General features: G+C 64.5%; 13 protein-coding genes. 9 read left to right on the top strand and 4 right to left on the bottom strand.

Annotated elements, in window-relative coordinates; genetic code table 11:
* The first annotated feature begins 325 nt into the window (after positions 1-325).
* From ligA to EN781_RS11155, 4 genes are all read left to right on the top strand, one after another.
* Positions 326-2,533, top strand: coding sequence for an NAD-dependent DNA ligase LigA (gene ligA, locus EN781_RS11140; protein ID WP_126053907.1), 2,208 nt, complete (start codon positions 326-328; stop codon positions 2,531-2,533).
* Positions 2,533-3,219, top strand: a complete 687-nt coding sequence (locus tag EN781_RS11145) for a TIGR02453 family protein (protein WP_126053908.1) — start codon at positions 2,533-2,535, stop codon at positions 3,217-3,219. The genes ligA and EN781_RS11145 overlap by 1 nt, the downstream gene beginning before the upstream one ends.
* Before the next feature lie 116 nt (positions 3,220-3,335).
* Positions 3,336-4,064, top strand: coding sequence for an AzlC family ABC transporter permease (locus tag EN781_RS11150; RefSeq protein ID WP_126053909.1), 729 nt, complete (start codon positions 3,336-3,338; stop codon positions 4,062-4,064).
* Positions 4,061-4,357: an AzlD family protein gene (locus EN781_RS11155; RefSeq protein ID WP_126053910.1), complete on the top strand. Its 297-nt coding sequence runs from the start codon at positions 4,061-4,063 to the stop codon at positions 4,355-4,357. Before EN781_RS11150 ends, EN781_RS11155 begins: the two co-directional genes overlap by 4 nt.
* A 252-nt stretch (positions 4,358-4,609) precedes the next feature.
* On the opposite strand, the gene EN781_RS11165 is transcribed toward EN781_RS11155, so the two are convergent.
* The 3 genes from EN781_RS11165 to EN781_RS11175 all read right to left on the bottom strand — a co-directional run bounded on the left by EN781_RS11165 (position 4,610) and on the right by EN781_RS11175 (position 7,999).
* The gene (locus EN781_RS11165) at positions 4,610-6,454 is read right to left on the bottom strand and encodes an aminopeptidase P family protein (RefSeq protein WP_126053911.1); all 1,845 of its coding nucleotides are present in this window, start codon (positions 6,452-6,454) and stop codon (positions 4,610-4,612) included.
* 84 nt (positions 6,455-6,538) lie between these two features.
* Entirely contained in the window at positions 6,539-7,411 is an 873-nt protein-coding gene (locus EN781_RS11170) for a 50S ribosomal protein L11 methyltransferase (protein ID WP_126053912.1), read from the bottom strand.
* Positions 7,412-7,420: 9 nt separating this feature from the next.
* Positions 7,421-7,999, bottom strand: a complete 579-nt coding sequence (locus EN781_RS11175) for an SCO family protein (protein WP_126053913.1) — start codon at positions 7,997-7,999, stop codon at positions 7,421-7,423.
* 211 nt (positions 8,000-8,210) lie between these two features.
* On the opposite strand from EN781_RS11175, the gene EN781_RS11180 reads away from it, so the two are divergent.
* From EN781_RS11180 to EN781_RS11195, 4 genes are all read left to right on the top strand, one after another.
* Entirely contained in the window at positions 8,211-8,708 is a 498-nt protein-coding gene (locus EN781_RS11180; RefSeq protein WP_126053914.1) for a cytochrome b/b6 domain-containing protein, read from the top strand.
* A gap of 60 nt (positions 8,709-8,768) precedes the next feature.
* The gene (locus EN781_RS11185) at positions 8,769-9,257 is read left to right on the top strand and encodes a CreA family protein (protein WP_126053915.1); all 489 of its coding nucleotides are present in this window, start codon (positions 8,769-8,771) and stop codon (positions 9,255-9,257) included.
* A gap of 121 nt (positions 9,258-9,378) precedes the next feature.
* Positions 9,379-10,020, top strand: a complete 642-nt coding sequence (locus EN781_RS11190) for a DapH/DapD/GlmU-related protein (RefSeq protein WP_127399977.1) — start codon at positions 9,379-9,381, stop codon at positions 10,018-10,020.
* Positions 10,021-10,274: 254 nt separating this feature from the next.
* Positions 10,275-10,706, top strand: coding sequence for a low affinity iron permease family protein (locus EN781_RS11195; RefSeq protein WP_189347475.1), 432 nt, complete (start codon positions 10,275-10,277; stop codon positions 10,704-10,706).
* A gap of 99 nt (positions 10,707-10,805) precedes the next feature.
* Here the strand turns inward: EN781_RS11195 and EN781_RS11200 are convergent, their stop codons facing one another.
* Entirely contained in the window at positions 10,806-11,666 is an 861-nt protein-coding gene (locus tag EN781_RS11200; protein WP_126053917.1) for an SDR family NAD(P)-dependent oxidoreductase, read from the bottom strand.
* Positions 11,667-11,797: 131 nt separating this feature from the next.
* Here EN781_RS11200 and EN781_RS11205 point away from each other — a divergent pair, with 131 nt between their 5' ends.
* Entirely contained in the window at positions 11,798-12,079 is a 282-nt protein-coding gene (locus EN781_RS11205) for a hypothetical protein (RefSeq protein ID WP_126053918.1), read from the top strand.
* The last annotated feature ends 151 nt before the right edge of the window (positions 12,080-12,230 follow it).

The following is a 12,230-nucleotide window of genomic DNA, read 5'->3' on the forward strand; positions in this document are numbered from 1 at the left end:
GCGGCGGTGCGTCTGCTGCGCGAGACCACGGCGGCAGCCTAGGCTGCGTTGATATTCAGGTGAGGCCGGCCTGCGAACGGCGGCTTCCTGCGCTTCCGGTGCTCGCGTACCCAAAAGTACGCTCCGCTCCGGTTCTCGGAAGCCACCCTTCTCGACTCGGCCTGACCTGAATCTCAACACATCCTGGGTGCTTGATTCTCCGTGCTTGGAATCTGAGTCAGGATATGGCTGCATCCTGCTGTTCAGGAATGATTTATTCGCAAGCCGACTCCCGGTCGGCGAATCCTGATTTATAGTGGCGCGCACAACTCAGGGACTGCCAAGCATGTCGGAAAAACCAGTCGATTCGCTGAGCGAAAGCGAGGCCGCACACGAACTGAAGCGGCTGGCGGCGGAGATCGCCGAGCATGACCGGCGCTATCACACCGAAGATGCGCCGACGATCTCGGACGCCGAATATGACGCGCTGGCGCGCCGCAACCTCGCGATCGAAGATCGCTTCCCCGATTTGGTGCGCGAAGATTCGCCGTCGCGTCGGGTCGGCGCGCCGCCGGCGGAAGGCTTTGCCAAGATACGCCATGCGGTGCCGATGCTCAGCCTCGCCAAGGCCTATACCGATGAGGACGTCGCCGACTTCATCGAGCGCGGCCGGCGGTTCTTCGACCGCGACAAGGACCTGGACATCGCCTTCACCGCCGAGCCGAAAATCGACGGGCTGTCGGCCTCACTGCGCTACGAACGCGGCGTGTTCGTGCAGGGTGCAACGCGCGGCGACGGCGCCGTCGGCGAGGACATCACCGCCAATCTCAAGACGATCGCGGATATCCCGAAGACCCTGAGAGGGTCGGGCTGGCCCGACAGCATCGAGATACGCGGCGAGGTCTACATGACCTATGCGGAGTTCGAGGCGCTGAAGGAACGCTCAGCGGCTGCCGGCGGCCAGGACTACGTCAATCCGCGCAACACGGCCGCCGGGTCGCTGCGCCAGAAGGATCCGTCGGTCACCGCTAGCCGCAACCTCAAATTCTTCGCCTATGCCTGGGGGTACACGACGGCGGACCCGGCTCCGACCCAATATGATTCGGTGCAGAAATTCGCCGAGTGGGGGTTCAAGGTCAGTCCGCTGATGGTGCGGGCGAAGTCGATCGAGGAGCTGATCGCGCAATACCATCGGATCGAGGAGCAGCGTTCGTCGCTCGGCTACGACATCGACGGTGTCGTCTACAAGGTCGACCAGCTGGAATTGCAGCGCCGGTGGGGGTTCGTCACCGGCGAGCCGCGCTGGGCCGTCGCCCACAAATTCCCGGCGGAGCAGGCGATGACCACCGTGCAGAAGATCGACATCCAGGTCGGCCGCACCGGCACGCTTGCGCCCGTGGCGCGGTTGGCGCCCGTTACGGTCGGGGGCGTCGTGGTCGAGAACGTCACGCTACACAACGAGGACTATATCAAGGGCCTGGACAGCAACGGCCTGCCGATCCGCGACGGTATCGATGTCCGCATCGGCGATACGGTGGTGATCCAGCGGGCAGGGGACGTCATTCCGCAGATCGTCAGCGTCGTCATCGACAAGCGTCCGGCCGATGCCGTGCCTTACGAATTTCCGCATACCTGCCCGATCTGCGGCTCGCCAGCGACGCGCGAGATCAACGAGAAGACCGGCAAGGAGGATTCACGCCGGCGCTGCACCGGCGAGCTGATCTGCGCCGCGCAGGCCGTTGAGGGATTGCGCCATTTCGTCTCGCGCGGCGCCATGGATATCGAGGGGCTGGGCGCGGAAAACATCGACCTGTTCTTCAACGCCGGACTGATCAAGACCGCCGCCGACATCTTCACGCTCAAGGACCGCCGCCCCGACGTCACCAGGGCCCTGGCCGGGCGGCGCGAGGAGCAGGCGAGGCTGCGCGAGGCCGCATCGGGCAAGACGCGCAAGAATGTGCGCAGCGCCGAGGAGCGCAACTATGAAGGCCTCGACAAGCTGTTCGCCGCGATCGACGCGCGCCGCGAGCCGGAGCTGGACCGCTTCATCTTCGCCCTCGGCATCCGCCATATCGGCGAGACGACGGCCGCCGTGCTTGCCAGGACCTTCTCGACCATGGAAGAGCTGATCCGTGTCGGCAAGGAGACCGCTGCGGCCGACGATCCGCACGACGTCTTCCCGTCGATCAACGGCATTGGCGACACGGTGATCGGCGCGCTGCGCGATTTCTTCGGCAATGAACGCAACGACGACGTGCTGGAGGCACTGCTCGCGCAGGTGCATCCGAAGCCGTACATTGTGGAAATCTCGGCCGGCAGCGAAGTCTCCGGCAAGACGGTCGTGTTCACCGGCTCGTTGGAGAAGATGACGCGCTCCGAGGCAAAGGCGATGGCGGAACGTCTCGGCGCCAAGGTCGCGGGCTCGGTTTCCGCCAAGACCGATCTCGTCGTGGCCGGCCCGGGCGCCGGCTCGAAGCTGAAGGATGCCACTGCGCTCGGCATCGAGGTGATCGACGAGGACACCTGGCTGCAGCGGATCGGCAGGGGCGGCTGATGGCCGGCGCGTTCAAGGGGTTTGGCCAAAAGGCCATTCCGTTCCTCAAGGCGCTCGACTTCCACCAGAACCGGGAATGGTTCCAGGAGAACCGCGACCTCTATGAGAGCGAACTGCACGAGCCGTTCTGCGATCTTGTCGAGACGCTGACCGAGCGTTTCGCCGCGGCTGGGCTCGGACTGCGCGGCGACCGCAAGAAGTCGCTGTTCCGCATCAATCGCGACGTGCGCTTCTCCAAGGACAAGCGGCCCTACAACCGGCATCTGTCGGCGATCCTGTCGCCTGATGGCACCAAGATGGAGCAGGGCGTTTTCTACGTGCATATCGGGCTCGAGCGGTGCTTCTCCGGCGTCGCCTGGTGGCAGCCCAGTCCAGAACTGCTGCTCGCCATGCGCAACGCCATCGCGGCAAGGCCGGAGAAGTATCGCGCGCTGGTGGCGGCGTTGAAGAAAAACGGTCTCGAATTCGAGACCGAGGACCGCATGAAGCGCACGCCGCGCGGCTTTGAGCATGTCACCGACAGCGACCTGGCCGAAGCCATCCGCAACCGGCACTTTTACGTCCAGCATGCAATCGATCCGGCCGGAATCCACTCGCCGGCGCTGGTCGACGAGCTCGTCGATTTCACCTTGCGCGCCAAGCCGCTGCTCGACTGGGGCAGGGCGATCCAGGGCAAGGCGCAATAGCGCGGAGCCTTGCTCGCGTGCACCGGTGATCATTTCCGCTGATTGTTCGGCTCAAGCGAATTGGTGTGACAAGGAGGGCGACGCTCCCTACATCAGGCCGTCAAAGGGAGCGATCCATGTCGGCGGAAGCGATTTCCGAAAGCAGTGCGAAGAGCGATTTCTGGGACGGCGTTCGGCTCTCGATGCCGGTCGTGGTCGCTTCGGCGCCATTCGCGCTGCTGTTCGGGGCAATTGCCGTCGACAATGGTTTCTCGGTCCTTGAGGCCTTCCTGATGAGCGCGCTGATCTTCGGCGGCGCCAGCCAGATGGTCGGTATCGAACTGTTCGGCCAGCATGTCGCGCCGTGGCTGATCGTGCTGTCGATCTTCGCCGTGAATTTCCGCCACGTGCTCTATTCCGCCGGCCTCGGCCGGCGCATCGCGCACTGGCCGGTGGTGCAGCAGGCGCTCGGCTTCTTCATCATGACCGATCCGCAATACGCCGTGTCGGAGGCGAGGGCGCAATCCGGCGAGACCGTCGGCTTTGCCTGGTATCTCGGGCTCGGCCTGCCGGTCTATGTGTTCTGGGTGATCGAAAGCGCGCTTGGCGCGGTGTTCGGCAAGCTCATTCCCGACACGCACGCGCTGGGCATCGACTTCCTGCTGCCGATCTATTTCCTCGGCCTCGTCATGGGCTTCCGCAAGCGGCCGCTGTGGCTGCCTGTGGTCGTGGCGAGCGCCGTTGCCTCCACCATCGCCTCCAAGACGGTAGGCTCGCCCTGGCACGTTTCCATCGGCGCCGTCGCCGGCGTGCTGCTCGCCGTCATACTGCCGCCGCATCACAGCGGCGTGGGGGAACGGCCATGAGCACCACTTTCTGGATCATCATCGCCGGTGCTGTCGCCACCTATCTCACCCGCGTCGGCGGCCACCTGGTCATCTCGCGCTTCGACAACGTCCATCCGCGCGTCGAGGCCGGGCTGAACGCCGTGCCGGCGGCGGTGCTGACCACGCTGGTCGCGCCGGCGGCGCTTGGCGCCGGTCCCGCCGAATGGGCAGCGCTGATCGTCGCCGCGGCCGTGTCGCTGCGCGGCGGGTTGATGTCGATGTTTTTGGCCGGTGCCGCTGTGCTGATACTGGCCAGGCAGTTCGCAGGGTAAGTTTCTGGTCCGAACTGACTGCCGGTTCAATTTCGTGCTTCTTTGGTGCGCGTCGGTGCCGCCCCTCATAGCCCTGCCGGGCATTTCTCCCCGCATAGTAACGGGGAGAAAGACGCCCTCATCGACAGTTTCGCCAATCGCTGACGTTGCAAGATAGCGCCGACGTCACGGTCAGCCCCTTCTCCCCGTCCCTATACGGGGAGAAGGTGCCGGCAGGCGGATGAGGGGCGCTGACCTTCCAAGTTGTTGGATTCAGATCTTGGCGTCGTGTGGCAGCGGCGCGGTCGCCTTCTCCAGCCAGGCCAGCGTCTCGCCGTCCAGCATAGGGCCGATCTCGGCCAGCACCCGCGCGTGATAGGTGTCGAGCCAATGCAGTTCGTCGCGTGTCAGCAGATCGGTGCGAACTAGGCGCTTGTCGATCGGCGCCAGCGTCAGCGTCTCGAAGCCATGCATGGCGATGTCGCCGCCTTCTACCTGCTCGGAGGCCGTGACCAGCACAAGGTTCTCGATGCGGATGCCGTAGGCGCCTTCCTTGTAGTAGCCGGGCTCGTTGGACAGCATCATGCCGGCGAGCAGCTTCTCGGTGCCGGTGCGGGCGATGCGCTGCGGGCCTTCATGGACTGCAAGGTAGGAGCCGACGCCATGGCCGGTGCCGTGGGCGAAGTCGCAACCATGCCTCCATAGCGCCAGGCGCGCCACGGCGTCGATTTCCGAGCCGCGCGTGCCGGCCGGAAAGCGCAGCATGGAAATGCCGATCATGCCCTTCAGCACCAGGGTGAAGCGCTCGCGCATCTCCTGCGTCGGCTCACCGATCGGTACGGTGCGGGTGATGTCGGTAGTGCCGTCCTGATACTGGCCGCCGGAATCGAGCAGGAACAACTCGCCATCGGCAAGCTTGCGGCTAGTGGCGCGGGAAACACGGTAGTGCATGATGGCGCCGTTAGGGCCGGCGCCGGAAATAGTGTCGAAGGAGACGTCGCGCAGCGGCATCTGGGTCTCCTCGCCGGTCTGCCGGCGCACCTCCTCGAGCCTGGTGACCACGGCGATCTCGTCGAGCGAGCCCGGCTTTTGCCGGTCGAGCCAGCAAAGCAGCTTGGCCACCGCCGCGCCGTCGCGACGGTGCGCGGCGCGGCTGCCGTTGATCTCGGCCTGGTTCTTGGTGGCGCGCGGAATGCGGGCTGGATCGGGCGCGGAGACCACCGTACCGCCGTTGCCCTCGACCAAAATCCTCAGCTTCTCAGCCGCCAAAACGGGGTCGAGCGCAATCCTGGCGCCGCCCTTGGCCAGCGCGACAACGGCCGCCTCGAACTCGCCTGGCTCGTGCGGATCGGCAAGCTGGGTGAGATAGGCGGCAACCATGCGCGGGAATTTGCGCTGGTCCATGAAGAGCTGGTGCTTGCCGTCGGCGGCAAGGATCGCGAAACCAAGCGCCAGCGGCGTGTGCGGCACGTCGCCGCCGCGGATGTTGAAGACCCAGGCTATCGACGACGGGTCGGTGAGCACGGCATGCGTCGCGCCGTCCTTGTCGATCGCCGCCCCCAGCCGCGCCAGCTTGTCCTTGGCCAGTTCGCCGGCGAAGCCGATCGGATGAACTTCGACGGGCGCTACAGGCGGCTCGGGCTGATCCTTCCAGATGATGTCGATCGGGTTCTTGTCGAGCGGCACCAGCGTCGCGCCGGACTGCTCGGCCGAGGCCCTCAGCGCCTTGACCTCGCTCAGCGTGTGCAGCCATGGGTCGAAGCCCAAGCGTGCACCCTTGCCGAGATTGTCCTTGATCCAGGCGGCAGGCGGGTTGTCGATGAGGCTCTCGATGGCGAAGATGTCGAGATCGACTTCGCTGCGCACCTGCAGCGTGTAGCGCCCGTCGACGAAGACGAAGGCGCGGTCGCTAAGGACGATGGCGACACCGGCCGAGCCGCTGAAGCCGGTCAGCCATTTCAGCCGCGCCGAGCGGTCGGCGACATACTCGCCCTGGTGCTCGTCCGCGCGGGGAACAATGAAACCATCGAGCTTGTTCTCAGCCAACCATTGCCGCAGCAGCGCCACGCGCGGCTTGCCGACAGACGGATCGCCCGCCGAATCGAAGGTCTGGAACATGATGGGCCTCCTCTGTTCGGCGCGACCGTAGCGCATGGCCCCGAAAACCGGAATCGATTTCCGGAAGGTCGGATTGGTCCAATTTCAGCGCTTGAGATGGATCGTCACCCAGCCCTCGCGGTGCAGGGTGCGAACGTGGCGGAAGCTCTGGCCGACATAGGCCGAGACCACGGCGTCTCGCTGGCGATCGAGAATGCCGGACAGCACGAGCGAGCCGCCGAGCCTGATGTGCTTCGCCATTTCCGGCGCCAGCCGCATCAGCGGCCGCGCCAATATGTTGGCGACGATCAGATCGAACGGCGCGTGCCTGCTGAAGATCGGGTGGTGGAAGCCCGGCGCGGTCACGGTTTCGACCAGCGCCTTGACGTGGTTGAGGCGGGCATTGGCGGCGGCGACCTTGACCGCGACCGGGTCGATGTCGGTCGCCAGCACCGGGATATGCGCCAGCCTCGCCAGCGCGATCGCCAGCACGGCGCTGCCGGTGCCGAGGTCGAGGGCGTTGCGCGGCCGCTCGCGCCGCACGACCTTCGCCAGCATTTCAAGGCAGCCGGCGGTTGTGCCGTGATGGCCGGTGCCGAAGGCAAGCCCAGCCTCGATCTCGATGGCGAGATCGCCGCTGTGGCGCTTGTCGCGGTCATGCGCGCCATGGACGAAAAAGCGGCCGGCGCGCACCGGCTTCAAGCCCTCCAGCGAGCGCGCTACCCAGTCGATTTCGGGCAGCGTTTCGCGTTCGATCGGCTTCGTCAGCGCCAGGCTGGCAAGAATGTCCTTCACCCGCGCCTCGACCGCATCGACGTCGCCATCGGCATAGAGCGAGACTTCGTGGATGTCGCGATCCTCGTCGACCTCCAACACGGCAAGCGGCAGGCCCTCATCCTCGAAGGCCGCATCGAGCGCGGCGAAGATGCGATCGGCCTCGATCTTGCCGGCGGTGAAATGGAGCCGCGTCTGCGCCATCGGATCGTGTCAGCCTTCGTTCGCCAGGCGCTTCAGCTTGGCAACGGCGGCGTCGGCGCTTTCGCCATAGGCGATGGTGCCGGAGAACTCGCCCTTGCCATTGAGCAAGAGCACAGAGGCGGTGTGGTCCATCGTGTAGTCGCCGTCGCCGGTGTCGACCTTCTTCCAGTATATGCCGAAGGCCTTGGCCATGGCATGGACCTTGTCGGGGTCGCCGCTGATGCCGACGATGCGGTCGGAGAAATTGCCGACATAGGCTTTCACAACCTCGGGCGTGTCGCGCTCGGGGTCGACGGTGACAAAATAGGCATTGAGGTTCTTGCCCTCGTCGCCCAACGTCTTCAGCCAGCCGGTCATCTCGAAGAGCGTGGTCGGGCAAACCTCAGGGCAGTGCGTGAAGCCGAAGAAGACGACGCTCGGATGACCCCTGAATGCGGCCTCGGTGATCGGGGCGCCCTTCTGGTCGACCAGCGCGAAAGCCCCGCCGTAGGGCTCACCGCCATAGTGGCCGCGGTACCAGTCGAAGGTGAGCCAGCCGATGCCTGCCGCCATCAGGACGAGAATGCCGACCAGGATTGAGCGCATCATCAGGAAATGTCCGTCGTGATTTCATTGGGCGCCCAATCAGGCGCCTTGTCCGAGCAAGTCTTAGCGGGTAGAGGCGGCCGAGGCAAAGATGCCGCGTTGCCGCAACCGGATCGATGCGGCAGTGGCCCTTGGCGGTATATTACCAATCCTTAATTTGACCGGTTTTTCTCCCAATCTATCTTCGCGGTAGACATTTCAGCGATGGACCGACATGCAGGCAGCCTCCTATTCGAAGACCCAGATCTGGCTGCATTGGGGCATCGCCGTGCTGATCCTGGTTCAGTTCCTAGCCCATGACGGCATGGAGCATGTCTGGCGTGCCTTTCGCCGCGGGCAGGAGGCCGCCGCCGGAGATCTGCCGCTGGCCTACATGCATGTCGTGCTCGGCCTTGCGGTGCTCGTTCTCGCGACGTGGCGGCTTTGGCTGAGGGCAACGCGCGGTGTGCCACCGGTCTCGGGCATGGAGCATCCGGCGCTGCGGCTGCTGGCCAAGGCGGCGCATCTGCTGATCTATGCGCTCATCTTCATCGTGCCGCTTTCGGGCGCTGCCGCCTGGTTCCTGCAGGTGCCGGGGGCAGGGCTGGTGCATGTGGTGGGCACGAACATCCTGCTCTATGTCGTGCTGCTGCATATCGCCGGCGCGCTGGTCCAGCACTTTGTCCTCAGGAGCGACGTGCTGCGGCAGATGTCGAGGTTCCGCCAGGCCTAGCTTGTAAACAAGCCACCTCAGTCCCACCTGAGACCGGCAACTCGAACCGAGGAGGCTCCCTTGCGAAAACTGATCGGCGGCGCGCTTGCCGCATGCCTCGTTCTTGGCGCTGGCGCCGCGGCGGCCGAGAAGGTCGGCAAGGTCGGCGTCGACTGGGTCGGCAACGACATCATGGTCGAGGCGATCAAGGATCCGAAAGTCGAGGGCGTCACCTGCCATGTCGCCTATTTCGATCGCAGCGTCATCGATCGCCTGCACAAGGGCAACTGGTTCGAGGATCCGTCCGATTCGTCGATCTCCTGCCGCCAGACCGGACCGATCACCATCGGTGACATCGACATGGGCGAAAGCGGCGAGGAGGTGTTCAAGCAGGGCATCAGCCTGATCTGGAAGAAGCAGGTGGTGAACCGCATCTACGACAAGAAGAACGAGACGCTGATCTATCTCTCGCATTCACGCCAGGTGCAGAACGGGTCGGCGAAGATGTCGGTCACGACGATCCCGCTCTACGGCCAGAACGTGGTCTGGACCAAGGGCAAGCCCCAATAAGCGGGGCAGGCTCTCTGGGGCTGTTTGTCGGCGCGACAATTGCTTCCGCTTTGCAGCAGCAATTGCGCGGGACAATTGCTCCCGCCTTGCGGGACCAATCGCGTGGGGGTAAAGCCGCCCCATGGACCGTGCCGAAAACCTCGTCCTGAAAGACCCTGAGCCGCGCATCCATCCGACCGCGGAACTGAAGGCCTGCAAGCTCGGCCGCTACGCCTCGATCGGCGAGCGAGTGATCCTGCGCGAGGTGACGGTCGGCGATTTTTCCTATTTCGAACGCCACGCCGAGGCGATCTACACGACGATCGGCAAATTCTGCTCGATCGCCGCCAACAGCCGCATCAATGCGCTGGAGCATCCGATCGAGCGGTTGACGCAGCACAAGGTCAGCTACCGGCCGAACGAGTATTTCCGCTGGCTGGGCGTCGACGCGGCCTTCCGGGAGCGACGGCAGGCAAGGTCCGTCAGCATCGGCCACGACGTATGGATCGGCCATGGCGCGGTGATCATGCCAGGTGTCGCCATCGGCAATGGCGCGGTCGTCGGCGCCAACGCGGTGGTCACGCATGACGTGCCGGCCTATACGATCGTCGCCGGCGTGCCGGCCAGGCCGCTGCGTCCGCGCTTCGCCGCCGACATCGCGGCGCGGATCGAACAGCTTGGCTGGTGGGACTGGCCGCCGGAGAAACTGGCGGGGGTTGTTCCCGACATGCAGCAAATGCCGATCGAGGCATTCCTCGACCGCTGGGAAAACGACGCTCCCTAATTTCCGCGGAATAAACCCCTTCCGCCAAGCGGGGGTGGCGCAGCGGAAGGGGTCGGAGGTAAACCGCCGTGAAGCGGAAGGAACAGGCTTTTCCTGCCTGCTCCGGCACTATGGCAATAAACCCATAAGGTGTTTTTTCCTGCCCCTGCGCTTTCCGCGTGTGCCGGATTGCACGGTCCCGATCGGTTCAGCGGGAACCGGGAGCGTGCGTTGGCTGTTTCTTCCGGAGTTCGCGCGACAGTCGAGAGATTCCGATGATCGAGAGACTTTTCACCAGGATTGCCAATTGGGTGGCTCATGTGGCCGGTATGCCGCCGACCTTCGCCGCCTGCGTGCTGATCGTGGTCGTCTGGGCGCTGAGCGGGCCGTTCTTCGGCTTTTCCGACACCTGGCAGCTCGTCATCAACACCGGCACCACCATCGCCACCTTCCTGATGGTGTTCCTCATTCAGAACACCCAGAACCGCGACGGCGCGGCGATCCAAGCCAAACTTGACGAACTGATCCGGGTGGGCCGCGCCCACAATCACTTCATTGGCATCGAGCATCTGACTGAATCGGAGGTCGAGGAGATCCGCGCGAAGTGCGAGCGAGCGGCGAAACGGCATGACCGCAAGATCGCCGAACTGGCTGCCAAGAAGGCCGTGGCGGGCAAGAATGGTGCAAGGAAGAAGGCTGCCGCCTGAGCGGGTCCGCCAAAGCGGTTCATCATTTCAATGAAACGCTGAACCGCTCTATCTCTTGTTTCTGACGCAATTCCGTACGGAAAACTTTCTGGAATTGCTCTAGCGGCTCATGAAGGCCGCGAAAGCGTCCTTGTGGTCAGGGTGCCAGCGCGACAGGGCAGGGCGGTTCTCGATGATGTCGCCAATCGCCCAGGCCATGCGCTTTTCGTCTGTCGGCCGCGCCACCTCATTGTCGGGGCAAAGGATGTAGAAATCGCCGTGCTTGAGCGAGGCGAGCATGAAGTCGATGACCTGCTCGCCGGTCCAGGCGCCGGCCGGCTTCTCGGTCGCGCCTTCGGTCAGGCCGGTATAGGTGAAGCCCGGGATGAGCAGGTGGGCGGAGACCCTTGCGCCGGGCTCGTTGCGCAGAGCGTGGGCAAGACCCTCGCTGAAGGTCTTCACGCCGGCCTTGGAGACGTTATAGGCGAGATTGCCGGGCGGCGTGGTGATGCCCTGCTTGGAGCCGGTGTTGATGATCAGGCCGGTTTTGCCCGAGGCCAGCATGGCCGGCGCGAAGGCCTCGACGCCATGCACGACGCCCCAGAAATTGATGGCGAGAAGCCGCTTCCAGGCATCCCGGTTTTCCCACGGTTTGCCGGGATTGTTGCCGACACCGGCATTGTTCATCAGCAGCGACACGTCGCCGAAGGCGCCTTGCGCCGTTTCCGCCAGCCGATCGACTTCGTCGGCCGCGGAAACATCCGTGGCGACGGCAAGCACGTCGCCGCCGATCGCGGCGACCGCCCGGCTTGCCTCGTCGAGGCGCGCCCCGCCGATATCGGCCAGCACGATCTTCATGCCCATGGCCGCAAACCTCTTCGCGGCGGCAAGGCCGATGCCGCTGGCGGCGCCGGTGATGACGGCGACGTTGCCGGAGGCGAGGGCCGGGAGGGCGGACTGGAATTCGGCGTCGGTGGTCATGGCAGGGTCCTTGTTCGAGGTTGCGCCGAACTTAACGCCGGATCAGGCTCAGGCAAGTCCGCTTCGACGTTGGCGGGTTGACCGCATGGGCGGCCGCCGCGCATGCTGCCCCCATCGAAGGAGACTGCCGATTGACCGACTGGGCCGAAATCCTGAAGGAGCAGACCGCCACCGGCGACCAGATGGGCCGCGAGGTGCCGAAGATGCTGGCCAATCCCGACATCAGCGAGGCGCAGGTCAAGACACTGTTCTCGGCTTTGGAGAAGCAGGCCGACTTCGTCGAGAAGCTGCGCATGGCGCTGGAGAAATTCGACCATGACTTTCCCGTCATCAAGGCGGCCGAGCGGCTGGAGGAACGCTATGCCGACCTCGCGGCGTCAGTGGCTGAAAAGCTGAAGGCCATGCGGACGTAGCGTCGTCTACTTTTCGATAAGCCTCTCGAAGCGCCTGTCCGGCACGAACCAGGTTATCGCCACCGCCACATAGAGGGCGACGCCAATCCACTGGTTGACGAAGGTGAGCAGCACACCAGCTATGTAGATCGCCAGCGAAACCTTGCCCTTC

Source organism: Mesorhizobium sp. M4A.F.Ca.ET.090.04.2.1, assembly GCF_003999085.1.
Taxonomy (GTDB): domain Bacteria; phylum Pseudomonadota; class Alphaproteobacteria; order Rhizobiales; family Rhizobiaceae; genus Mesorhizobium.

Excerpts from the sequence above, each read along its gene's own strand:
- ligA (WP_126053907.1), top strand. The coding sequence starts at position 326 with ATGTCGGAAAAACCAGTCGATTCGCTGAGCGAAAGCGAGGCCGCACAC.
- EN781_RS11145 (WP_126053908.1), top strand. The coding sequence starts at position 2,533 with ATGGCCGGCGCGTTCAAGGGGTTTGGCCAAAAGGCCATTCCGTTCCTC.
- EN781_RS11150 (WP_126053909.1), top strand. The coding sequence starts at position 3,336 with ATGTCGGCGGAAGCGATTTCCGAAAGCAGTGCGAAGAGCGATTTCTGG.
- EN781_RS11155 (WP_126053910.1), top strand. The coding sequence starts at position 4,061 with ATGAGCACCACTTTCTGGATCATCATCGCCGGTGCTGTCGCCACCTAT.
- EN781_RS11165 (WP_126053911.1), bottom strand. The coding sequence starts at position 6,454 with ATGTTCCAGACCTTCGATTCGGCGGGCGATCCGTCTGTCGGCAAGCCG.
- EN781_RS11170 (WP_126053912.1), bottom strand. The coding sequence starts at position 7,411 with ATGGCGCAGACGCGGCTCCATTTCACCGCCGGCAAGATCGAGGCCGAT.
- EN781_RS11175 (WP_126053913.1), bottom strand. The coding sequence starts at position 7,999 with ATGATGCGCTCAATCCTGGTCGGCATTCTCGTCCTGATGGCGGCAGGC.
- EN781_RS11180 (WP_126053914.1), top strand. The coding sequence starts at position 8,211 with ATGCAGGCAGCCTCCTATTCGAAGACCCAGATCTGGCTGCATTGGGGC.
- EN781_RS11190 (WP_127399977.1), top strand. The coding sequence starts at position 9,379 with ATGGACCGTGCCGAAAACCTCGTCCTGAAAGACCCTGAGCCGCGCATC.
- EN781_RS11195 (WP_189347475.1), top strand. The coding sequence starts at position 10,275 with ATGATCGAGAGACTTTTCACCAGGATTGCCAATTGGGTGGCTCATGTG.
- EN781_RS11200 (WP_126053917.1), bottom strand. The coding sequence starts at position 11,666 with ATGACCACCGACGCCGAATTCCAGTCCGCCCTCCCGGCCCTCGCCTCC.